The sequence below is a fragment of the Acinetobacter sp. FDAARGOS_515 genome (assembly GCF_003938865.1).
Lineage (GTDB): Bacteria > Pseudomonadota > Gammaproteobacteria > Pseudomonadales > Moraxellaceae > Acinetobacter > Acinetobacter ursingii.
The window spans coordinates 203,259-224,910 of record NZ_RKIX01000001.1; the positions used below are offsets into that span (position 1 = coordinate 203,259).

The 21,652-nt window shown below is 37.2% G+C and carries 23 protein-coding genes; 14 read left to right on the forward strand and 9 right to left on the reverse strand.

From position 1 onward, the window contains the following. Positions 1–46: 46 nt before the first annotated feature. The 4 genes from EGS47_RS01080 to EGS47_RS01095 are packed head-to-tail and all read left to right on the forward strand — an operon-like array spanning position 47 to position 3,922. On the forward strand, positions 47–1,225 hold the full coding sequence (locus EGS47_RS01080) for a SprT-like domain-containing protein (RefSeq protein ID WP_125269095.1): 1,179 nt from the start codon (positions 47–49) through the stop codon (positions 1,223–1,225). After that, on the forward strand, positions 1,222–1,590 hold the full coding sequence (locus tag EGS47_RS01085; protein WP_125269096.1) for a hypothetical protein: 369 nt from the start codon (positions 1,222–1,224) through the stop codon (positions 1,588–1,590). Before EGS47_RS01080 ends, EGS47_RS01085 begins: the two co-directional genes overlap by 4 nt. Continuing rightward, positions 1,590–3,257, forward strand: coding sequence for a DEAD/DEAH box helicase (locus EGS47_RS01090; protein ID WP_125269097.1), 1,668 nt, complete (start codon positions 1,590–1,592; stop codon positions 3,255–3,257). The genes EGS47_RS01085 and EGS47_RS01090 overlap by 1 nt, the downstream gene beginning before the upstream one ends. Before the next feature lie 20 nt (positions 3,258–3,277). After that, positions 3,278–3,922, forward strand: a complete 645-nt coding sequence (locus EGS47_RS01095; protein ID WP_125269098.1) for a hypothetical protein — start codon at positions 3,278–3,280, stop codon at positions 3,920–3,922. A gap of 78 nt (positions 3,923–4,000) precedes the next feature. On the opposite strand, the gene EGS47_RS01100 is transcribed toward EGS47_RS01095, so the two are convergent. Beyond that, entirely contained in the window at positions 4,001–4,840 is an 840-nt protein-coding gene (locus EGS47_RS01100; RefSeq protein WP_228711782.1) for a hypothetical protein, read from the reverse strand. Positions 4,841–5,041: 201 nt separating this feature from the next. On the opposite strand from EGS47_RS01100, the gene EGS47_RS01105 reads away from it, so the two are divergent. Together EGS47_RS01105 and EGS47_RS01110 are read left to right on the forward strand one after the other, a co-directional pair. Next, positions 5,042–5,692 (forward strand): hypothetical protein, encoded by a 651-nt coding sequence (locus tag EGS47_RS01105; RefSeq protein ID WP_125269100.1) that lies wholly within the window; start codon positions 5,042–5,044, stop codon positions 5,690–5,692. Further along, on the forward strand, positions 5,668–6,459 hold the full coding sequence (locus EGS47_RS01110; RefSeq protein WP_125269101.1) for a TraX family protein: 792 nt from the start codon (positions 5,668–5,670) through the stop codon (positions 6,457–6,459). The genes EGS47_RS01105 and EGS47_RS01110 overlap by 25 nt, the downstream gene beginning before the upstream one ends. A 68-nt stretch (positions 6,460–6,527) precedes the next feature. On the opposite strand, the gene EGS47_RS01115 is transcribed toward EGS47_RS01110, so the two are convergent. The 4 genes from EGS47_RS01115 to EGS47_RS01130 all read right to left on the reverse strand — a co-directional run bounded on the left by EGS47_RS01115 (position 6,528) and on the right by EGS47_RS01130 (position 9,208). Further along, positions 6,528–7,274: a hypothetical protein gene (locus EGS47_RS01115; RefSeq protein ID WP_125269102.1), complete on the reverse strand. Its 747-nt coding sequence runs from the start codon at positions 7,272–7,274 to the stop codon at positions 6,528–6,530. 116 nt (positions 7,275–7,390) lie between these two features. Further along, positions 7,391–8,131 (reverse strand): hypothetical protein, encoded by a 741-nt coding sequence (locus tag EGS47_RS01120; RefSeq protein WP_125269103.1) that lies wholly within the window; start codon positions 8,129–8,131, stop codon positions 7,391–7,393. A gap of 34 nt (positions 8,132–8,165) precedes the next feature. After that, positions 8,166–8,705, reverse strand: coding sequence for a hypothetical protein (locus EGS47_RS01125; protein WP_228711783.1), 540 nt, complete (start codon positions 8,703–8,705; stop codon positions 8,166–8,168). 80 nt (positions 8,706–8,785) lie between these two features. Continuing rightward, positions 8,786–9,208, reverse strand: coding sequence for a hypothetical protein (locus EGS47_RS01130; RefSeq protein WP_125269105.1), 423 nt, complete (start codon positions 9,206–9,208; stop codon positions 8,786–8,788). A gap of 59 nt (positions 9,209–9,267) precedes the next feature. Here EGS47_RS01130 and EGS47_RS01135 point away from each other — a divergent pair, with 59 nt between their 5' ends. The 7 genes from EGS47_RS01135 to EGS47_RS01165 all read left to right on the forward strand — a co-directional run bounded on the left by EGS47_RS01135 (position 9,268) and on the right by EGS47_RS01165 (position 13,431). Next, on the forward strand, positions 9,268–10,074 hold the full coding sequence (locus EGS47_RS01135; RefSeq protein ID WP_125269106.1) for a hypothetical protein: 807 nt from the start codon (positions 9,268–9,270) through the stop codon (positions 10,072–10,074). A gap of 1 nt (position 10,075) precedes the next feature. Continuing rightward, positions 10,076–10,939 carry a transglycosylase SLT domain-containing protein gene (locus EGS47_RS01140; protein WP_125269107.1) on the forward strand — a complete coding sequence of 288 codons (864 nt, stop codon included), beginning with the start codon at positions 10,076–10,078 and terminating at the stop codon, positions 10,937–10,939. 85 nt (positions 10,940–11,024) lie between these two features. Further along, entirely contained in the window at positions 11,025–11,531 is a 507-nt protein-coding gene (locus EGS47_RS01145; protein WP_125269108.1) for a thermonuclease family protein, read from the forward strand. Between the two features lie 5 nt (positions 11,532–11,536). Beyond that, on the forward strand, positions 11,537–11,845 hold the full coding sequence (locus EGS47_RS01150; protein WP_125269109.1) for a hypothetical protein: 309 nt from the start codon (positions 11,537–11,539) through the stop codon (positions 11,843–11,845). A 118-nt stretch (positions 11,846–11,963) separates the two neighbouring features. After that, positions 11,964–12,281 (forward strand): hypothetical protein, encoded by a 318-nt coding sequence (locus EGS47_RS01155; protein WP_125269110.1) that lies wholly within the window; start codon positions 11,964–11,966, stop codon positions 12,279–12,281. Positions 12,282–12,313: 32 nt separating this feature from the next. Further along, positions 12,314–12,538 carry a hypothetical protein gene (locus EGS47_RS01160; protein ID WP_125269111.1) on the forward strand — a complete coding sequence of 75 codons (225 nt, stop codon included), beginning with the start codon at positions 12,314–12,316 and terminating at the stop codon, positions 12,536–12,538. 407 nt (positions 12,539–12,945) lie between these two features. Continuing rightward, entirely contained in the window at positions 12,946–13,431 is a 486-nt protein-coding gene (locus EGS47_RS01165; RefSeq protein WP_125269112.1) for a hypothetical protein, read from the forward strand. 142 nt (positions 13,432–13,573) lie between these two features. Here EGS47_RS01165 and EGS47_RS01170 read toward each other — a convergent pair whose 3' ends face one another. Next, the gene (locus tag EGS47_RS01170; RefSeq protein WP_125269113.1) at positions 13,574–16,417 is read right to left on the reverse strand and encodes a hypothetical protein; all 2,844 of its coding nucleotides are present in this window, start codon (positions 16,415–16,417) and stop codon (positions 13,574–13,576) included. 298 nt (positions 16,418–16,715) lie between these two features. On the opposite strand from EGS47_RS01170, the gene EGS47_RS01175 reads away from it, so the two are divergent. Then, entirely contained in the window at positions 16,716–17,378 is a 663-nt protein-coding gene (locus tag EGS47_RS01175; protein ID WP_032056293.1) for a GIN domain-containing protein, read from the forward strand. A 144-nt stretch (positions 17,379–17,522) separates the two neighbouring features. On the opposite strand, the gene EGS47_RS01180 is transcribed toward EGS47_RS01175, so the two are convergent. From EGS47_RS01180 to EGS47_RS01190, 3 genes are all read right to left on the reverse strand, one after another. Beyond that, complete coding sequence (locus EGS47_RS01180; protein WP_134253128.1) at positions 17,523–19,190, reverse strand: virulence-associated e family protein; 1,668 nt, start codon at positions 19,188–19,190, stop codon at positions 17,523–17,525. A gap of 28 nt (positions 19,191–19,218) precedes the next feature. Further along, positions 19,219–20,127: a hypothetical protein gene (locus EGS47_RS01185; RefSeq protein WP_005006163.1), complete on the reverse strand. Its 909-nt coding sequence runs from the start codon at positions 20,125–20,127 to the stop codon at positions 19,219–19,221. A gap of 68 nt (positions 20,128–20,195) precedes the next feature. After that, the gene (locus tag EGS47_RS01190; RefSeq protein WP_032056292.1) at positions 20,196–21,395 is read right to left on the reverse strand and encodes a hypothetical protein; all 1,200 of its coding nucleotides are present in this window, start codon (positions 21,393–21,395) and stop codon (positions 20,196–20,198) included. Positions 21,396–21,652 lie beyond the last annotated feature (257 nt).

A 21,652-nucleotide genomic window follows, 5' to 3' on the forward strand; every position in this document is an offset into this window, starting at 1 on the left:
TTTGTACATTCCACACCAAGTTTGATCCTGTTTGGACGACTGAAAAATGAACATAAAGAATAGAACTACATTGCAGTTTTATGAAGAACTGCAGTTGGTGTATGACCGTTTCAATGAAAGGCTATTCAAAAATGAATTACCAGATTGTTTGATTACGCTTCAACGTATCAACAAAAATACCGGGTATTGGTCTGAGAATAGATTTGCTTCGACAGAAGATGATACGGCTTATACGCACGAACTGGCTCTCAATCCTGATTACTTTGGCACCCAACCATTGCTTAACATTTTTAAATGCTATGCACATGAGATGTGTCATATGAAACAAAGCATTTTTGGTGAGCCATCTAAACGCTCATATCACAATGCTGAGTTTGCGACATTTATGCTTGAGATCGGTTTGATTATGACTGATGACGGCACAAAAGAAGGTCGCACGACAGGCGAGAAGATGACCGAAATCGTTGTACCTGATGGCTTGTTTATCCAAGTGTGCAATGAGCTTGTCAATGAAGGGCGTATTATTAAATGGTATGACAAGTACGCACCCAAAACCATTTCCAGTCTTGAAATGATTCAAGAGCAAGTGCAGTTATTAGAGTCCATTCCGACTGCTTCTCCAAAGCTATTTCATATTGCCTTACTTGGCAATGAAATCAATTCAGCTTTGAAATCACCTAAAAAAGAGAAGCCAGTTGCAGAACCGTCAAAAGCACCAGATACCCTCACTGGATATGCCATCCCAACAAGTGATGAAGAAGAGGAACCGACTTCTACTTCAATGAATCCCTTTGATGTCGCTATCGGATGCATCGACATATCAAATACCGATGAAAACCTTGTCGGTTATTATCCAACGGCTTTTGATGAAGATCCGCTAGATGATGACGACCAACCGAAACCAGAACCTAAGATTGTTAAACTTTATAAGGGCGGACAACCAAACGGCGATGATAACGATCTAGTTGTATTCAAAGAAACTTTGATCGGTGAAACACTCTATCAAGAGCTTGGTTCAGCCAATTTTGAAGAACCTGAGCCTAAGAAACAGACTAGGGCATCTTTTGCGTGTCCTGAGTGTGGCCGTGGTGCAACGTGTAGCCCTACTTTTAGATTGTCGTGTACTGAGTGTGAAGTTGAATTGGTACCGTCAAAATCCATTGATAAAAGCCAGGTTAAGAAAAACAAAAAGGCCGCAAATGCTGAACAAGGGGATGCAGAATGACAACGATTGATGAACTTGGAATTCTGTTTTCTTCCTACAAATATCGTTTTTATAACGAAAAAGACTTACAACTCGCGATTGAGCAAATGTTTATTGCCAATGACATTTCGTATGAACGTGAGGTTCGTCTATCAAATAAAGACATCATTGATTTTACTGTTGAGCTTGATATAGGCAAGGTGGGTGTTGAATTAAAAATAGATGGTGCACGTAACGCATTATTGCGTCAGATCAATCGCTATCTAAGCCATGACAGCATAACAGCGCTCTATGTGGTTGGTACGCCGTATTGGGTGAATAACATTCCAATTCAATTGAACAATAAATTTATTTACCGCCATCGTATTTTAGTGGGGATCTTCTAATGTCTAAATCTTACGGCACCATTTCTCGTCAAGAAAAAAACTGGACCATCGAATGTGAACCACATGTTAAAACACGACTTAAGCGCGTATTCCCACAAGTCAGCCAACATGCATCAAAATTCATTGAGCTAAGCGATACGCCGTCTAATTGCCACGATCTACTTTGGTTTATTGAACGTTATCCAATGCGTGTTGATGATCTTAAATACATGAAAGCGCAATCCAAGGCTTATATGTCTTTAAAAGAAGATATTTTGGATGTGATGGACTATAAGCGTCCGATCAAAACATTTGATCTGGCTGTACCTCCTTATGAGTATCAAAGAGCAGCTGCAGATCTACTTCTTAATGTTAAAGGTTTGCTCTTGGGGGATGATTTGGGCCTGGGTAAAACTGCGTCAGCGATTTGTCCAATGATACTACCTGAATCGCTTCCAGTGCTTTTTGTGACAATGACACATCTTCCAATTCAAATTAAAAATGAAGTTGAACGCTTTGCTCCACACCTTAAATGTCACATCCTTAAGAAAGCCTCACCTTATCCATTGTATAAAGAGGGTGAAGCAGCACCCGATGTTATTATTACCAGTTATTCAAAATTGAATGGTTGGGCTGAGTATCTTGCCGGGAAGATTAAGTACGTAGTGTTTGACGAGATCCAAGAGCTACGGACGGGCTATACATCTCAAAAGTATTCCGCTGCCAAACTCATTAGTGATCAAGCTGAATTACGCCTCGGTCTATCAGCTACTCCGATTTATAACTACGGCGATGAATTCTACAACATCATTGAAATATTGCGTCCAGATAGCTTAGGTACCGCTACTGAATTCGCTCGTGAGTGGTGTTCATACGAAAAACGTATTAATGATCCTAAAGCGTTTGGGATGTTTTTACGTGATGAAGGTCTAATGTTGCGCCGTACTCGAGCAGATGTAAATCGAGAGTTACCGCCAGTACAAATCATTCCTCAATATGTCGAAAGTGATCCTAAAGTATTGGATCAGATTAAGGGCAAAGCAATGGAACTGGCAAAAGTAATTTTAAGCTCTACTCAGGAATTCCAAGGGCAAAAGCTTCGAGCGACAGAAGAATTCAACATTATGATGCGCCAAGCAACAGGTATCGCCAAAGCGCCGTATGTCGCTGAGTTCGTGCGTATGCTTGTTGAGTCTGGTGAATCAGTGATGCTTTATGGTTGGCATCGAGATGTGTACAACATTTGGTTAGAACGCTTGGCTGAATTCAAACCTGTTATGTATACAGGCACGGAAGGACCTGTAGCTAAGGAACGCTCTAAACAAGCATTCTTGAATGATGAAAGTAAAGTCTTCATTAGTTCATTACGTTCGTCTGCCGGGCTTGATGGTTTGCAGTACCATCCAAAATGCAGAACTTTTGTGTTTGGTGAATTGGACTGGTCGCCTGGTGTCCATGATCAATGTATTGGTCGCTTAGACCGTGACGGTCAAATCAAACATATCTCCGCATATTACTTATTAGCTGATTCGGGTTCAGATCCGATTATTTCTGATGTCTTGGGCATCAAAAAAGGCCAGTTGGAAGGGGTTAAAAACCCGAACGGCGAACTATTTGAACATTTAATTACGGACGGTGGTGGTATCAAACGCTTGGCCGAACTTATATTGAATAAGAAAGCAGCTTAAATAGTAATTAGAGAACCTTTATGACTGAATTTTACCTTGCTTGTTTTAGAGATAATGTCGGCTCAAATATTGGGTGGCATAGATTAAACGGGAAGGGCTATACAACGAATGTTGATCAAGCACACGTATATACTTTAGAGCAAGCTCAGGAAGCATGGGATAATGCAAGATCCATAGATCAGCCGATCGTCGTGCACCATGTTCGCAAAAATATTGTGTGGAAGGTGGACTATCAATATATCCCCTCGATCTCACAAATAGATGATCCCTATATCAAGTATGTGGCACTTGTGAAGGATAATTTTGGTTTTTTGTGCGATGGGAATGATGTCTATTGGTTAAACCTTGCCACGGGTAAAACAAGTACAGATTTTTCTTCTGCTACAAAACTTCGGTATGATCAGGCGCTTTCGTTAAAAGATCTCTATATTCTTCTTCCTTTTGATATAGCCGATGCACATAAACGACCAACGTTCCCGATTACTAAATTCAATTTAAAGCAGATGGTGATTGAAGAGGGTTTAATCGAACCCTTACGCCGTAGTATGAAAAGGAAAAAAAGCCTATCAGGTAAGACGCGTATGCAATGCCCTGAATGCGGTAAGTTTATATGGCAAGACAATCCATATGATTTTACTGGCTGTATATACGAGAGCTGTAAATAACAGGCACAACAAAAGAGTCTACTGCAGTAATGGCCGTGCGTAGTAGACCAACTATAAATAAGCCATGGATGGTGCTATTTATGAATATTGAAATGCTTTTGTGTATGTCCAACTTAAATTGAACAATAAGTTAGGTTCCTTATCCAAAGCGAATAGATCTGAATAAACATTAAAGTTTTTACCCAAAAATGCATTGTGTAAGAAGTGAATAAGGTTTAGATCCACATAGTTAACCGTAGACACAATCTTTAAATATTCAGACAAAGCTTTAAACATCGGTGTTAGCTCTGCGATGGCACGGCTAAACCGCTGTTCTAATTTATGCTCTCTATATTTTTCAAAGCCATTTTTCAAAATGTTTTTGAGCTCTATATCATCAAATGGATTATTTGAATAAAACTCACCATTACTAAGATCTCCAAAATTAGACATAAAATTATCTATCACGGGTAACTTTTGATTTAGGGATAAGCGCTGCGTAGATCTAATCAACTTAATGAATGAATAGAAGAAGGGTAAGAAGCGTCTGTAGTAATCATAGATAACCTCTGCAAGCTTACGATCGCGCACATCAGCATTGATGGCTACACATTTAGGAAATTGAGTAACAAAAATGGGTTTCTGCAGATAAATGGTAAGGTCCTTAAACACCTCAACATCATTTAGGCGATTAGATTTAAGGAATGACCAATCAACCAAGTCATAATCAGCTGGACGGATCTCTTTTAGATGTAATTCGTCAAGCTTAAAATTGAGTAGGCGTAGGTAATCTACAAAATTAGCTAAGTACCATGGCTGTGTTTTATTGATGTCGTATTCAGGATGACTATCAATGTCCAAGTGGTCTAATAAATTGGTCCACGACTGGTTACTGCCAGCCAAATTTACTTGTTTGTCTACTTGATCAGGGGTAAGCATACTAATCCCAATTGTATATACTAATTTGAAAGAAATTGGATACATTGTATCAATAATTCCTAGAATAAATTTTCTTTTAATTTTTTTATCGATTCAAATTAGCCACACAACAAAAATGCTTATTTACTGAGCTAAAAACTTATATCCAATTAATTAAAACCCTATATAATTATTTTAATACTCTAATTCGAGTGAGTTGTTATGATTAGTGATCCAATCGAAATTGCAAAATTAAAACAAAGCATCTTAGATTTAAGAAACAATATTTTTCCTCCACAAAACCTTTTAACGGTTGATGGATTGCCAATTTATTATGGTGAGAAAAAGCTTGTTGATGAATATCTTGAACAATGGATGGACTTTTATCAAAAAGCATTAGAGCTTTCTAGTCCTTTTGATGATCCTATTGATTTGTCCGAAATAAATGAAATTCATCTGCCTGTTCATTATAATTTGCCCGTGTTTGCTCGTAATGTCACTCGCATGATTTTAAATAAAACACTGGCCAAGGAATCTATTACTTTTCGTTCAAGTGCAGATCTTTTTGAGAAGTGCGGATACTTCAATCGCGAATATACGGATTTAATTCATGAGTACTTTAATCGTGATGAAGATAACGTATTGGTCGGCCATCGACCGTATAACGATATTCGTGCGTACCTGTTTTATGCCGGGGATGAAGAGCGCCATCGCACGAGATTTTATAACGCTGGACTGGTGCTTGGTTATCCTGAAGGTTGGAACAGCATTGAGATCTTAGACAATCGTAGCAACACTCGAAAACAGCGTAGTGATGCATATACAAACCCTTTAGCGAAAAACAATACATGGTTCATCTACAAGAAGCTGTAATTAGTCAAAGCGCCGTGCGAGATCGCAATAGAGTCTTAGATCTATTGAAGTGGGTTGCGATTGTCACCATGGTTATTGATCACGCATCAATACTATTTCCTCAATATAATCTGTTGTTGAGATCTATTGGCCGTTGGGCTTTTCCTTTTTTTTGTATCATGCTTGCATTCAATTTGAATCAGGCTATTTCTAAAAAGAAAACCCATACACTCAAAAACTATTTTAAAAATTTGGCGTTGTTTTGTGTGCTATCTGAAGTGCCGTATCAACTATTCAACCAAGAGCCATTTACAACACTGAACGTCATGCCAACGTTGCTTTTAGGGTTTTTGCTTGTTGTATTGGGTGAATCTAAACATAAGTATGCAACGCTGCAGTTTGTCTCGCTATTCGTTGTGACCACATTGCTATCTAATTTTATTATGTACAGCGTGTGGGGCGTATTATTAATCGTTTCACTGTATTTATTCTTTAAAACAACCAACGATCGCTCTAAGAAATATTTTTTAACGATCAGTGTATTGCTCACTTCACTGGCCAACATTTTTAACTGGTTGCTTGGTGGCTACTATACCGATATGACTACATATTCTTTGGCATTCTCATTCGCTGTCAGTAGCGCCGTTGCAACGTATGTTGGTGCACAATTCCTACTGAAAGGACAGCATATGAATATACCTTTTGATGTACCGCCAGTGGGGAAGTGGGCGTACTGGTTCTATCCTGTTCACCTCGTTATCATTTGGATTCTTTTTAAATTTTCATAAGAAATTTAGGCACAAAAAAAGCACCAAAGTTTTTATGACTAAGGTGCTTTTTTATTGCTTAATCAGCGTTATTCGCTAGATCCAGCATCTAAACCGAATGAGCCAATTTCTTGTTGTCTTTCTTGTTCCGCTGCTTGTTCTGGTGATGCTTGTGGAGTAGGTGCACCAGCTTGATTTTTTTGTTGATCATATTGATTGAGCAACTGCTTTAAAGCTTCAGGATCTTGAGCAATTTGATTCGCAATTTCTGCTGTTGGGTCCTGTTGTTTTTTACCAGCAACATAACCAAAAATAGCCAAACCAATGAATGCAACAAAGAAAGTGGCAAGTACGATCAGTACAAATTTACCAATAATGCTACCTTTGAAGCGTTCAAACCAAGTTTCATCTTCATAATGGTAAGGTTGGTTAATGTTTTGGCAACCATCGCTAAACGCATCCATCCACGCATTACGAACCAATTGTTTAATTTGTTCTGTTTGCGGTAAATGACCTTTTTTAGCCACGTTTACTTTGATTTTTGGCTCTGCTAATACAAAAAGATTTTGTTCACCATTACCAAGTGTATTAACGAGCTCTACGGTACCAGAACAAGTGAAATAACGACCTATTTCATTATTTTCGAGATTATCAAATCCACTTATTTGAATTGTTAACTCTTTAAGATCAGCATTCGCGATTTTTATATTTTTAGGTTGACGATTCAAATCTTCAGAATCCGTATCAACTGAGATTGTTAAAAGGTCATTATTACTAAAAATTGAAATAAGAGGGTCGTGAGATAGAATGTCTTTTTGCTTCTTAATTAAACTCACAATGTATCACCAGTTAAAATAGAAATTAAAAGTATTATATTTTAAAAATAGGTTTTAGTGATAGTTTTTTTATGTTTAACGTAAAAAAGCCACTTTTAAGAAAGTGGCTTTTAGGTTTAAGGGAGATAGTTATTACTTATAAAATATTCCTTTTTAATTCGCTTAATCTCCATGCCTTTGTCTAAAAGCTCTTTAAACTCATTAAAATCATCACGCATCAGCTTATGAACCTTTAATGATTTTTGGCTCTTCGCTTTGATTGCACTGTTGTATTGTACTGCAGCAACCAGATCGTAATGCTTGTTCAGATCTAAACCATAAAGTGATGTGAATTTTTCAGAAATATAATCAAATATAACGGTCAAACAGATGACCTTGTTGTTTGGGTTGGTCAATATCTCTTCTGGAAATTCATTATTCCCCGAAGCTGCACTGGCTAAACGTGCCCATTCTGTCATGGGTAGGGAACCATCTTCACCAATCACGTTGATTAAGTTATTTAAAAAGATAAAGCGATGATTAAAAAACTTCACTTTGCTTTTTTGCAAAATTCTAAATGTATAAACGTTTGCCCAATACACAACATAGTTTTTAATCTTTAGGCCATTGATTGAGTCTTGCGTTAATAAATCTTCATTGGTGATGCTATGATATTGAATTGCTTCTTCAGTGACTTGTTTTTGTGGCTTCCAGTAGCTCTCTTCAGCATTATAAAGATACTGAATCTGTTCTTTTGGTGATGTACGGCACTTTTTAATACGCGTCAAAATCGACGACTTAATAATGTCAGGCACATCAACTGGATTCTTAACTTTGGCGGTAAATTCCAGTGTGAGGAAACATAATGGTGCTGGCATAGCTTGGCCTTTCTAATATCCCTTAATTTTTAACTTAAAACGTTCTATTTTCTGAATTGATATTCGCGAAATAAGGAACTAATTGTTTCTCACGGTCATGAAGGTATGCAGTTGATGACATATCCAAAACCGCACCTGGTACATAAGTTAGGTTTAGATTGATATTTTCACCATTACCATCGATCAAGACGCCATTAAACCGCGCTTTGTCTGGATCTCCTTTTACAAATAGCTGTTGGCCAACATAACCAGACAAGCTATTGATATAGAAGTTTTTCATTTTTTCAGAAGATTGCAAAGCATTTATATAGAGAAGATCCATAATTTTTTCTTCTCCTTTTTGATTTCTAATTTTCACTGTTTTTGGACCAACAACATCCACAATTGTAGCAATCCATAAATCATGATGTTCCACTTCCCAACCGTTGTAGCGACTTTCAATCCAATCAGGGCTTAAGAGTCTTGGCTTAAAGGGGTAGGTATAGATTTTGAATATTAAGATCGATGCCACAATTATGATTGGCAAGCCAAAACATATTTTTATTTTATGTCTCTTAAAAGCTTTGTTAAACATAAACGTATATACCAAAAATTTTAAAATCATTTTAACTTAAAATAATAATTTTGTATTGGTTAAAACCATTGATATATCAATTATTCATCACTGTTATAAGTATAACCATCATCGCTACTGCGATCTTTACCTACTAATAAGTCTTCAATACGTTTAGCTTCAGCTATTGTTCTGAGTGCATTTTCTTTTCTTTGTTGTCGTTCAGCATTTTCACGAATAGCTTCAAGAACCTCAGGAGATAAGGCGTTTTCAGGTTGTTGCTCTTGGGCACCAGGCTCGGAAGCGCTTGCTTCTTCAGTCTTTAAGGGTTGGTCTTTTTTCTTAGGATCTACCAAGTCATAAAACACTAATTCTTTTGGTTCATTTGCTGCGGATTCATCTAAAAACTTCTGTTCTTGACCTTTTAACGGGTCATGTTCTTTTGGAGTATTAGAGTTATTACATGCACTTAAAAGGCTAGAAATTAAAATAACCGCTACTAGGTTAAAAAGGGTTTTAGACACGTTGAAAATCCTTTAATATAATAACCTATTCTACATAATAAAAGTCCGTAGGTAAAAGTATGTCTTCAGATAAAAATAGTTCTGATGGTGCTACACAAAAGGTAAGTATTACCAATGAGGTTTTAGATGAAGCTGCCATTAAACAGGCAATTGAAGATAGTCAACCCCGTAAATCAGGTATATTAAAGCGATTTTTCTTCGATTTTGGCCGTAAAAGCCATTGGAGTTCTGCAAGAAAAGGCTTTTTACCACATTTATCTAATATTAGATCAATGCTGTCTCCGACTTGCCCTGAATGCGGTAAATCGATTTTAATGCATGACAACCGTATTCCACGTTCTTATAAAGGCAACGTGAATTGGGTATGTGCACACCCATTATGTGATTATGAAATTGTGGCACCAAACAATTTTAAGAAACTAAAAAGACTTATTGCTAATACTCACTACCCAAGAGGGCAAGAACGTTTAGCGTCAATGAGTAATGATGAAATAGACAAGCTTGTTAAAAACCATCAGTTTTCTTCTTATTTATATTTATCACTATCTATGTTTACGGGCTTGTACGTAGTTTACATGTTCTTTAAAGCGTTATATCCAATGCTTGTTGTACCAGGTGTGCTATTGGTGTTTTATCTATACATGGTTAGCATCAATTCTGCTTATCGTGCGTGGCAAGTCCGTACTGGTCTTTTATTCTTACCGAATGCGCCATTCTTGGCATGGTTCCGCTATGCGCCTAAAAAATATAGCTTATCGTGGTATGACGGCAAAAACCCATTGCCAGTTGAAACACTGAATAAGTTAGCTGACCGTAAACAACACCTAATCGATAATTTAAACACCAACGATAAAGGCGCTGACTAATATGCTGTTAAAACCAACGCTATTTGCGACTCTATTAGGATCTAGCGTTGCTTATGCTAATTTGCCTCAAAGTTCTGAGGCTTTAGGTGCATATGCAAACCATGTCAATTCTAATGGTTCAAGTACACCATATCGACCATTTCAGGTCATGAACAACGCTCAACAAGAAACGGCACCAGCAAAGCCAAGAGGCTTTACGAGCCGTTACTTGGGCGTGAAGTACAAACCGCAAAAAACTGAAGAACCCCCGACTAGCACTGAGCGCACGACAGTTGTACAAAATGGACCACAACCTAGTGGCCAGCAAGCACCAGCACCACAACAACAACCCGTTCGCCAGAATATCCGTCCTGTTTCTTATACATATCCAACTACGCAATACAATCAATACAACCAAGCGAGTGCATCTTACGATCAAACCGTACCGGGTAGAGTCGCTACTTTGAGTTGTGTTATTCATGCTGCGCGGTCAGAAGGTGTTCCGCTGTATGTTTTATTGGGTATACATAGCAAAGAGCGTGGTACCAATGGACAAACAGCGCAAAATAAAAACCTTTCATTGGATATGGGGCAATTCCAAATCAATTCCATGCACTTTAAACGTGGCGGTATGTTTGAGAGTTATAACAGCCATTATGTGCGTACTGATGGATGTCTGAATGCTCGACTTGCAGCCAAGATCTTGCGAAATCGCTTAACGACAAAACCATCAACCGATTTTTGGGTTAGAGCAGCTGCTTACCACTCATGGACGCCATCTTATAATGCGATATATCGTAATGGCACGGCGAAACAACCTGGTTTAGTTGCTTATGCACTTCAATGGAAAAACTGGCTTGAGAGAAAGGGGATAAATCCTAACTAATCAGCTAAATATATTTTTTAAGAAAAAAATTGCAGATACACAATGCGATATAATTTACCTATTATTTACCCACTAAGGATTCAAAATGAACCTTAATACAACTTTAAAAAGTTTAGCTTTAACCTTAACCATGTCTGTTGTAGCTACTGCAGCGCAAGCCGATTTTGTTGGCAAAGTTGTACGTATTTCTGACGGCGACACTATCACCGTTTTAAACAACAACAATGAGCAGATCCGTGTTCGCTTCAACCAGATTGATGCACCAGAAAAGAGTCAAGCTTTTGGTCAGAAATCGCGTCAGAACATCAGTTTCTTGCATGAAACGATTGTGTATGTGCAAGAAAATAGTAAGGACCGCTACGGTCGTACCCTTGGTACCATTTTTCAGATGCGTACAAACAAAGTGCCTAACTTAAACATCGTGAATAGTGTTAACTATAAGCAAGTTAAAGATGGCTATGCTTGGGCTTATCGTGAATATCTCAAAGATAAAGTTATTTTGAGTGCTGAAAGCAACGCACGTTCTCAACGCCTTGGTTTATGGACTGATCCAAACCCTGTTTATCCAAGTCAGTACCGTCACAATAAGTAATATTGATGAACGGTGAATTAAATACCGCTAAAGCCGTAACGGTATTAAGTAAATATGTACTGCAACAACAATGTGGTAATCGTATGGAACTGCAGTTTTTTAGTGAAGAACTTCAAGCTCAGATAGAAGCTCTCAGCAAAACGTCTGTACGAAATGAGTTGGTTACTCAGTTGGCAAGTTTAGGGAAACGTCTTTGTGATGAAAAGTTGGTGAATTGTTCAGCCAACGCAAATTACTCAGAAGTGGCAATAGATTTCCTTGAAATGCACTTAGAGTCGCTGGAAGGGCGACAGTACAAAGAAGGTTTTATATGACATCTATTGTCATATCCACGGAATCCATTTAATCACCAGATCAGAACGAGCCACTAAGCAATTAGTGGTTTTCTTCCTAAGGAAACTAGATCAATTGTAGATTTAAAAAGGTAATGTTATGACGAACAAAGATACTGCATCTCGCAATGCCGTAGGTATTAATCAAGAAGTCCTAGAGTTTGCCCTAAAACTACCATTCGCCAACAGATCTCAATATTTATCTGCAGTTTGGCAAAACAAGCGAACTTTAACTAAGTTTAATCATCTTTTTGAAATACCATTAACTTTAGACGCCAGTATCGAATTAGATACACTTCGCAATAAGGTGTTCCACTCCATGCCTGAAGAAAAATTTATAGAAGAATTGAAGCAGTCAATCTATTGGGAACGATTTAAACCTTTTAAACTTAAAACCAATAATTCTGCTGATGAATAATGACTTAGATCCTTAAAGATAGAGTGGATTGTATGAATCAAAATGAATTTTGTCGTGTACTAGCTTTAGCAAGATCTAGCTTAAAACATCCGAATGCTGCGATAACAAATCACATTAAACATCTGATTAGAATCCTTGAAGAACAAGGTGAATTTGATAAGGCTGAATCCTTTAAAAGATTGTTTGATGACTGTTCATCTGTACCTAAACCTAAGGTAGTCCTTAGCAATAAAGAGAATGAGCATGCCACTAAATAAAGCTTTCTATCTTTACCTTACTTTTGTATCAGTTTTTTGGGCTATAGTCTGGTGGTGTTTTATGATTGATATGCACCAGTACTTTAGTGCAGTTTTTTATGTTTTAACGGGGTATTATTTTATTAATAAGATTTTGATGAAAATTAGCCCTTATTCATCAAAACTACTTTTTACAGTTTTATGGCCTATTGCTTATCCAGTTTTATTTTTAATACTCTTGTTCAAGAGATGGGAGAAAATATAAAGATGTTGATGCAACTTAATTTACCATTTATTAAAGAGGATGAACTATGAAATCATTTTGGTTTTGGATCGCTATTATTAGTGCTGGTGGTGTATTAAGTTGGTGTCTCTTATGAGTTTAATAGAAAATTACTTATATATTGTGAAAATAAAAAGGTATCAAAATGAATAAATTACATGATTTAAACTTTCTTAGCAAAATTGAAGTAAATGAAATAATTAAGGCCTTTATCTATGTTGTCACTATTGTTGCAAAGTTTGTAGCCTTTATTGTTATGTCAGTTTTGGCTTTTTTTTGTGAAAATGACGGCTACTGGTTCGGTGCTGGTATATTCCTTATTTTTTCCATATATTTAATCTCACATGGCTTCATCAATAAAGTGAAATTTAGATCTGCTTTCACTGCAAATGTAGATCATGTAAAGAAAGAAAAAATTCAAACGTTCATAAGCCAGATCCCGATCTACGATTTTTTAATGATCAAAGATAAAATTACTAAAATCATTACTGATAGAGGTTATTTAATCAAAGATGATTTTAAAAAGATTAAACAAAACCTTGAGCTTGAAATGACACACCATAACAACACCCTAGAAGGTGAAGTAATCCGAAAGTTGATTGGTTCAGTTGATCAAGTTTTGGCTGAGTAGTTTGTGATTCGAAAATAAAATAATTACTATTTATTATTATGAGACTTATTGTTCTAAAATAGTTCAAAAGCTTCATAAATGTTTAAAGACAATTTAGCAAAAAAAAGCCCCTTTTTAAATCGGGGCTTTTTCATATCTGTTTTTACATGTCGAACGACTGTCCACTTTCGTTAGTTTTGTTTGAATTCTTTGGTTCTATACCATACAGCTTCAGACCATCTCCTAGAACAAGATCATCTACACGCTTTTCAAAACGAGTAAAGAAATCATTCAGTCTTTGGAAGACTGGTGGTTCATCTAACAGTTTGGCCATGTTGTTTAATGTTTTACTTAGACTGTTCACAAGATTGAACTTTTGTTGACGGTCCAAAGACAAGCTGTTCGATGAATCTAAAAGGGCGGTGAGGCTTTCTTGAACTTTCAGATAGTTTTGATCATTGGTCACATTACTGACAATCAAATGCACCACTTTGTTTTTGATCTTCAATGTATCCAGATTCAATTGGTCAAATGCGATGGTCCTATCAGTAAGATTTTCTCTAAATGTTTTGAGATTCTGCCACTCTGGATGTGCAGCCTCTAAATCAGATAAAACTTTCATGATTGACGCACGGTATTCGCTATCAGACGCACTAATCACAAAAAGTTCAGGATACGACCGCTTCTTAGAAACTTCTTCCTGAGCTTTATTGAGCTTATCTTCAGCGACAACAATTGAACCCTCAACATCGGCATTACTAATACCAGCTTCATGAATTAACTTTCTAGCTTTATACATTTCTGCTGAATGAAGCCAAAAAGCGGTAAAGATAGCTGACTTAGCGTAGCTTTGATGATCGATACCTTGCTGAAGATTTTGTTCGGGAATGGTCGAACGATCCACACTCTGCAATTTAACTGTATCTTTGTTGATGTCCTTGGATACATCAATATGTACTTTGGTATTTTGCATGCTATCCATACTTGGGTTTGTGCTACTGGTTGGTTCTTTGGCACCCATTTTCTCGAATTCAATATCACCGGCTTTAATCTTTTGATGGCCATCTGCAGTAGCGACAACTTTCAAAACATCATTTTGAACTTTGGTGACATCAATTTCAGAAAGGATCTCCATATAAGACTTAATGCCCTCAAGAGTCATGACGGGCGTAGATACGGGTGCCGTAGCGGTTGGAGTTGGTATATCATCAAATGCTTTATCAAATGACGGCGGTTGGTACTTTGGTTTTGCATAGGATTTCGTGCTACCTGTACCAGCTGGTCCATCATAGTTAGCTTTTGATAGATCTTGTTTACGCTTTTCAATATTTGCGTTGTAATTTTCAATATTTGCTTGGTTTTTAGCACGTATGTTCTGCAATTCCAGATATTTTTCATCTGATTGTGCAATCACAATGCCGTAATTCGGTTGGTATTCTTTATTAGGGAACTTGGTTGCATAAGCTTCGCGTTGACGGTTGTAGCGGTTAATTGCATACGCAACTTCAGGGATCTTGTTGTCTATACGTTTGACGGCGTTATTCAGTTCTTTTGCCAACTCTGCAGCTAAACGTTCAACACCTAAATATTGACGAGCATCATCCCAATCAGAAACAGATAATTTATTTTGGAAAACCGGGGGTAGGGTGATACGTGTTTTTTCATGTTTGCTCACATCACCTAACACACCACTTAATGAAAAGTTGTGACAAGCTTCTTGTAAGCCAGGATTCAAACCAGACTCAAGCGTTTGGCCAGCATCGTTATCATAACCAACAAATATATTGGCTTTAGGATTGATACTGCGGATAAGCTCAGCAACACTTGAGATATTGGATTTACTGTATGACGCTAAAACTTGTGTGTTTTCTGCAGTAAAACCCTCACCCAATAAACCAAGCTCTAAACCAGCATCCAACGCCTTACGTGCGCTGATCGCTGTTGCCCAACCCTCCTTGATCAAATAGTTCTTTGCATTCGGGTTAAAGACTTCATAGCCAACATCAGGATTTTTGCTAACAGGCAAGAATGCATCTTTCGTTTTGGCTTTATCAAAAAAGTACTTACCCTTATGCAGTACTTCTTCAAGCTTGTTGGTTTCTTTGTTGCGCTTTTTTTGGCGATGGTGGGTGATACGCTGTAAATTGACGACTTTGTTATTGGTGTCAATTAACGGTGCAAGAATGACAGCTCTGCTTTTACGTAAATCAAAGCCTTTTTTCTTTTCGCCCTCAAGCTCAGGTTCAAAGTTGATGAAATGCTTTTGATACGCTAATACATTCTCTACTGTTTCAACGAGAAGCTGTTGATTGGTAGCTGATTCAGGAAGTTCACGCTTTACTGCTTCAATGGCTTCATCACGGGTAAAGTTATCTTTACGCATGATTTTAGCGCCGTATGGCTCTAGGTTCTTTTCAACCATATACGGCATTTGTCGAATGTCGCGTTTAAAGGTCTGAAGGCTTCCAGTTTTATTATTAAAAAATGAATCGTCAATAATTTTACCAGCACGTTGCCACTCAATACGGATAGCGATTTGTGCAGCTAAGAGCTCTTTTTCTTGTTGAAGTAGATGCTTCTTTTGAGCTTCTTCAAACTCACGTACACGGCGATCAACATCTTCTTTGCTTGGTGGTTTGTAGTTAGGGTTTGAATCTCGTTGAGGCTTGATTACGTTCTTATAGTGGTCAGCAAAAGCAATTGAGATTTCAATGTCAGTTACACCAAAGCGGTGTCCTTTGAGTACTGGCCAGTATTCACCAGTATCACGGTTCATGTTTGGATAGATCCAATACATCCCTCGTGGTTTGACATTGTTGCTACTTGATTTACTAGGGTTATCTGATTCGGTGAGGCAAGGCACTTTTTCATCAAATACGGTCACGAATTGATATTTACCAGATGACTTGAATACGAATCCGTAGTTTCGCTCCAGTTCTTCTTGGAAAAACTGAAACATCGTATTTAAATCACAATTATGTCGGGCGCTCGGTACTTTCTCAGCCATAACAATTCCAATTTCTAATATATATTTAGGTGCAATGTGCTACCCAGGTTGCATAGGACTATTAATCATATGCTTAAGAAAATTTATACTTTTAGTATATACCGATTCTAAAAACATTTCTGTTTAATCTTTAATATAAGCTATGTCTAATAAAGGTTTAAAGAAAAATTAAAAGCTTTAATTTATTATTTTAATAAAAAATGTTTAAGCCCTCAATGTTATAATTTACAGATATTAAATAGGTTATGAATGACCACTTATATAGGGTTAAATTACTTTTAATAATTTGAGGCTTTATATGTCAAAACATATTTTTTCGGGTTCTGTTGTAATCAATGGCAACGGCAATGTATACAGTTCAGGTTCCAACTATCAAATCGTTGGAAGTGGCAAACCAGTGACTAAGCAAGTACCTGTAAACCCATTTAACGAAATCTGTATGAAAGGTCCAATGAGTCTGAAGTTTTTTGCTTCAAGTGTTTCTAAAATGGAAATTACTGCAGACGACAATATTGTAGATCTTATTAGTGCGACTTTTCAGGGTGGTGTATTGGTTTTAGCTATTCAGGACAATGTAAGTTTTAGTACTTGTTCACCGTTAGAAGTATCGATCAGTCACCCAAATTTAAAAGCTATTGATTTAAAAGGTTCAGGCAATATTCAGGTCTTAAATCTTAATGAAGATAAATTCACAGCAAGTATTAGTGGATCTGGAAATATGGATTTAGACGGTACCGTTGAACACTGTGTCTTATCTTTGAGAGGTTCAGGCAATTTTGATGCATTACCATTGAAAAGCAACAATTTAGAAGTGGCACTATCTGGTTCAGGCAATATCTTTTGTACAGCTATCAATTCTGCTCAAGTACAGCTTTCAGGCTCAGGCAACGTTAAAGTTTATGGCAAACCAATCCATAAGTCACAAAACCGAACTGGTTCAGGAAACATTAGTTTTAAATAGGTCGATAAACCTAGTTATAAGTCACAAAACCGAACTAGATCAGGAAACATTTGTCTTAAGTAGGTCGATAAACCTAGTGCAATGAAAGTTTAGAGAAAAACAAACCCCAAAAGTTTGCTACCTTTGGGGGTTTATGTTTGACATTCAAATTATCGAAATAAAAATATTATTAATGAAGTTTTCGGACCATTCAGGATCGTTCGATTTACTCACAATATCTTTGAGCCAAACCTTCAATGATTCAATTGGATAATCTGCATTTTTGTATAAATTAATCACGGCGATAATCTGTTGATTCAGTGCTGTTGTTGAATCATTACGTGCGATCATTTCTACAAGTTTTGTGTAGGCCTGAAGGAGTTCTGGTTCTTCAGCTCCAGTGACTTTACGGGGTTGTTTGCTGATCTGTCCAAGAATTTCAATAAATTGTTCTTTGACCAGCTCAATCGGGTGGATCTGACTAAATCCCTGTTGAGTCAGCAAAGCATATGCACGTAAAACCAAGCTAAACCAATTCTTTTTGGTCATGCTATCAGGATAGAGGCCTATATCATCCAACTGTTGTTTGATGCCAAAGAATAGGGCGCTGATAGAATAGTTCGGGTTAACCGTGCTTTGAACTGCAGTCGTCCACACGGCATTTTGCATTTTATGACGTATTACATCACGCGTGTATTCAACGCCGTACAAACACTTAAAATCGTTCCAGTCACTTAGATCTAACTGTTCATCAGTAAATTCAGGTCCAATCATGGCTGCGTTTACAGCTCGGCATGCTTCTGTTGCGTAATAGATACCGGGATTGCGCTTTATTTTGCTTTCTAATGCTGTTTTATGGTCATTATCATTGAAGATATAGAAGCGTGAAAACGGGAATTCGGCACGGAAATCACGTACTACATTCATGATGTTGCCAGCCACGTACACGACAATGACTGGAATAGAGTATTGAATTGATTCTGCAATTGCTTCACCAGTGGCGTAGCCCTCACAAAAGATTATCCGATCTTGGTTCCATGCATCCAATGGATCTTTAAATAAGATTTTGAAAGCGCCGTTTGCAAGTACACCACGTAATGTAAACTTATCTTCACCACGCTTGTTTTTATGTTCAGCGATGGTCTGAAGGAAAATGATTTGATTTTTGAGGTTTTGCCCCTCAACTAAAAGCTTGTTCTGACGTAGCGACTGTTGATCTAGATCTGGTTGCAGATCAATAATACGGTTCAGAATAATGGTGCTGTTCTTGTGTTGAGGGTAGTACTGGCTGACATAATCAATCAGCTCATTTTTAGTGAAGTTGCTTGGATTGTACAATCTAGCATGACTGAAGCTAATCTGCTTTTTCACATTGTAGTTGTGTGGACGGTTTGGCAAGGGTAGGCTTCTGGCCCATTCAAAACCCATATAGATTTGAGCCAATATCTCTTGGTCTTTTTTGTTCTTCTCAGCACTTTTGCATGAGCTTAAGAAGCGTTTAAGATCTTCTTCTTGCTGTTCCTTGGTATATACGGTATCACCAGGTTGCAGATCCATTTCTTGAATGTATTCATACAAGCTGTAAGTGAAGTTTGCACCGCCAGCATGAAACCAACCATAAGACATACGTGCGTTATCTAGATCTACAAGATACCAGGCCGTTTTTTTCTTATTTTTTGTGGCGTCATTGTGGTGATTGGTTCTGAGGTAAATACGTTTAGAGCTTCGTTCAAGCTGAAAGTCACTCTCACGATCAAATACAATGCCCTCATTTTCAAGATGCGATCTAAATATTTTAGATAGCGTACCAATATCGATACCATACTTGATCATGAGGGGGTTCATAAATAAAGAAACTCACTTATAAATATTTTATAACCAGAGGTTGAGCGACTACATATTTTGATGGGTTGTTGGTTTGCAACGTGATTTCATGAGCGTAATGCCATGCCTTAGTGATACGGTTTAGGATGACACTTTCAAGGTCGTCTTCTAAGAATTCGTAAAGATTAAATCGCACGTTGTTTAAGATCAGTTTTTTATAACCTTTCACAAGGGTATTTAAAAAATTCTGAGATTGGTCCATAAAGGCGTTAACGTCAGCATCATAACTTATTGTGTTATTCACGACTGCATTATAAAAGTACTGCTCAGAATCAATTTTAATAATATGCATCTGCTCTAAGAATGACTCTAAATAAGCTGGATGCATATTTTTACTTAAAAACTTACAGATCCGCTTATTCTTGTTGTCGTTAAAATAGATGTATTTAGAGGTTAGCTCAGTATTAATCACTGTGACATATTCGCCGTCCACACGAAACTTCACGGTATTATTGTTGGTGAACTGCAGCATTAATTCTGTGAAGATATAGCTATCTAACGTTTTTTCATGCTTAAACGTCTGCTTGTCCAAGAAATTACTGTTGTACTGAAGATCTGCAACATTGGCATAGCTTTGAACGAATTGAGCGATGTCATTGTGCATGTTTTGGGTGTCGAGATCCGATACTTCAGTTGAAACCGATTGAAAGGCACTATTTTTATAAAGATGCCCTAATAATTCTGTTTGATTGTGGTTTTTAGGTTTAACTTTCAATCCAACTGTAAAATCGTCTTGCTCATAATTCCCTTTAATTAGATTGCTTAAATAACTTTCAGCTTCTTGAAAAGATACGTTTCCAAGGTTGTCTAAAAATGATTTTAAGGAAGTGCCATCTAATCGTACTGCAACATGAGATATAAATGATGGATCGAACTCGAAACGCATAATACTTCATTGATTGAAATGGGTATTAAAAGTATATAACAGGTTTAAGGAAAAAAGAATGAAAACCTTTAAGTATTATTACCATAAAAGTAATTTTGAATTGATTTAATAAGTTTAGTTTCGGTTTCTTGAGTATATAAACTACCTGAAATTAGTTTTAAGCCAGTATCAGTTTTAAGCCAATGTAGTGTATTAAAATGGTCATTAGCGATATGGCTACTCTTGTGCATGCGCGACACAAAACCAGTGTTCAGACCAGTATCAAACAGGCGTGGACAGCTTGGTGCGTGGACATGATAGAGGACTTCACGGCGTTGATTGCTAGAGGGTGATTTACCTACGCCACGGCGTACTGGCATACCTTTGTGCTTTCTATAACTACTGAGAAATGAATCAATCGTATCGTTATACGTGGGTTGCATCAGGTAGCCACGGTGATTGTAGATGTCAGTTTTAGGATGAATAGAGAAATTAAATAAGCTAAGCATTTTACCAAGTAAGATTAATAGCTCAGGACTACCTTTAAGGTTGGTACCAATCAAACTATCTTTAATAGTTTTAATAGTATCCGTGCGATACTCTAAAACCACATAGTCACCCCAATTAGAGGTTAAGCTTAAAGCATCTTCATCAGATATGTTGGCTTCAGTATCTTCATAGCAAAACACAATGATCAATACTTTAACGTTGTTGCCGTTAAACAAAACTTCGTTTTGATGCGCGAAAAAACCATATAAAGGTTTGTCGTTGTGTCCTAGACCTGGTGTATGAATAAAGTTGGTCCACTGAAAGTAGTAATTCAGCAAATGACCATCGACATAGCGACCGTTTTCATCATTCAATAGGGTGCGATATACATCATTTTCAAGCTTTAGCACGGGTTGGCTGTACCGCCAAGCGCTCAACGCTGCAGTCGTAAATGCAAAGTCATAAAAGTTAAACTCAGGGTTCATATTTTTATAGAACAATGCATAAGGCTGTAACACACTTTCCCATACCTGTAATGGGATAAAGATGTTGGAACCCCACTTAGGAATCTCCGCAAAATAACCAGTGCCATAGGTATGATTTACGTTATCCCAAAACAGGCGTTCTAGCTGTTTATAGTCTGGAATGTCTACGCTTTTAACCAATGATGCTGTACATAATGCTAACTTTTTCTCCAGTGCCAATAATTGACTGACAGGAGGGTATAAGCGACCAGCTTTTTGCGTAAAAACTTCCGCATTCAACTTTGATATAACATCAGCAAAGATTGAATCTTTCACTATACTGGTCATCCATAAAAGGTGTGTGAGGGTGGCTGATTTAGTATAAGGCATTCTAACAAGTTGTATGTATTCTATTAGGCGTAAAATTCTAAAAAGTTGATAATATATATCAGTTTTTAAAGCATTCACATTTCATACATAATTCTAACCTCGCTCAAATATAACATCTTATTGTTTGCAATTTCTAAACAGCAGTTTAACTAATCTGCAATATATCAGGGTAGAGTTGAGTATAGGGCTTAATCATTACTTTT

Coding starts and splice junctions, on each gene's coding strand:
- EGS47_RS01175 (WP_032056293.1), top strand. CDS start 16,716: ATGTCAAAACATATTTTTTCGGGTTCTGTTGTAATCAATGGCAACGGC.
- EGS47_RS01140 (WP_125269107.1), top strand. CDS start 10,076: ATGCTGTTAAAACCAACGCTATTTGCGACTCTATTAGGATCTAGCGTT.
- EGS47_RS01105 (WP_125269100.1), top strand. CDS start 5,042: ATGATTAGTGATCCAATCGAAATTGCAAAATTAAAACAAAGCATCTTA.
- EGS47_RS01145 (WP_125269108.1), top strand. CDS start 11,025: ATGAACCTTAATACAACTTTAAAAAGTTTAGCTTTAACCTTAACCATG.
- EGS47_RS01185 (WP_005006163.1), bottom strand. CDS start 20,127: ATGCGTTTCGAGTTCGATCCATCATTTATATCTCATGTTGCAGTACGA.
- EGS47_RS01110 (WP_125269101.1), top strand. CDS start 5,668: ATGGTTCATCTACAAGAAGCTGTAATTAGTCAAAGCGCCGTGCGAGAT.
- EGS47_RS01085 (WP_125269096.1), top strand. CDS start 1,222: ATGACAACGATTGATGAACTTGGAATTCTGTTTTCTTCCTACAAATAT.
- EGS47_RS01180 (WP_134253128.1), bottom strand. CDS start 19,190: ATGATCAAGTATGGTATCGATATTGGTACGCTATCTAAAATATTTAGA.
- EGS47_RS01165 (WP_125269112.1), top strand. CDS start 12,946: ATGAATAAATTACATGATTTAAACTTTCTTAGCAAAATTGAAGTAAAT.
- EGS47_RS01135 (WP_125269106.1), top strand. CDS start 9,268: ATGTCTTCAGATAAAAATAGTTCTGATGGTGCTACACAAAAGGTAAGT.
- EGS47_RS01170 (WP_125269113.1), bottom strand. CDS start 16,417: ATGGCTGAGAAAGTACCGAGCGCCCGACATAATTGTGATTTAAATACG.
- EGS47_RS01125 (WP_228711783.1), bottom strand. CDS start 8,705: ATGTTTAACAAAGCTTTTAAGAGACATAAAATAAAAATATGTTTTGGC.
- EGS47_RS01080 (WP_125269095.1), top strand. CDS start 47: ATGAACATAAAGAATAGAACTACATTGCAGTTTTATGAAGAACTGCAG.
- EGS47_RS01120 (WP_125269103.1), bottom strand. CDS start 8,131: ATGCCAGCACCATTATGTTTCCTCACACTGGAATTTACCGCCAAAGTT.
- EGS47_RS01090 (WP_125269097.1), top strand. CDS start 1,590: ATGTCTAAATCTTACGGCACCATTTCTCGTCAAGAAAAAAACTGGACC.
- EGS47_RS01095 (WP_125269098.1), top strand. CDS start 3,278: ATGACTGAATTTTACCTTGCTTGTTTTAGAGATAATGTCGGCTCAAAT.
- EGS47_RS01160 (WP_125269111.1), top strand. CDS start 12,314: ATGAATCAAAATGAATTTTGTCGTGTACTAGCTTTAGCAAGATCTAGC.
- EGS47_RS01155 (WP_125269110.1), top strand. CDS start 11,964: ATGACGAACAAAGATACTGCATCTCGCAATGCCGTAGGTATTAATCAA.
- EGS47_RS01100 (WP_228711782.1), bottom strand. CDS start 4,840: ATGCTTACCCCTGATCAAGTAGACAAACAAGTAAATTTGGCTGGCAGT.
- EGS47_RS01150 (WP_125269109.1), top strand. CDS start 11,537: ATGAACGGTGAATTAAATACCGCTAAAGCCGTAACGGTATTAAGTAAA.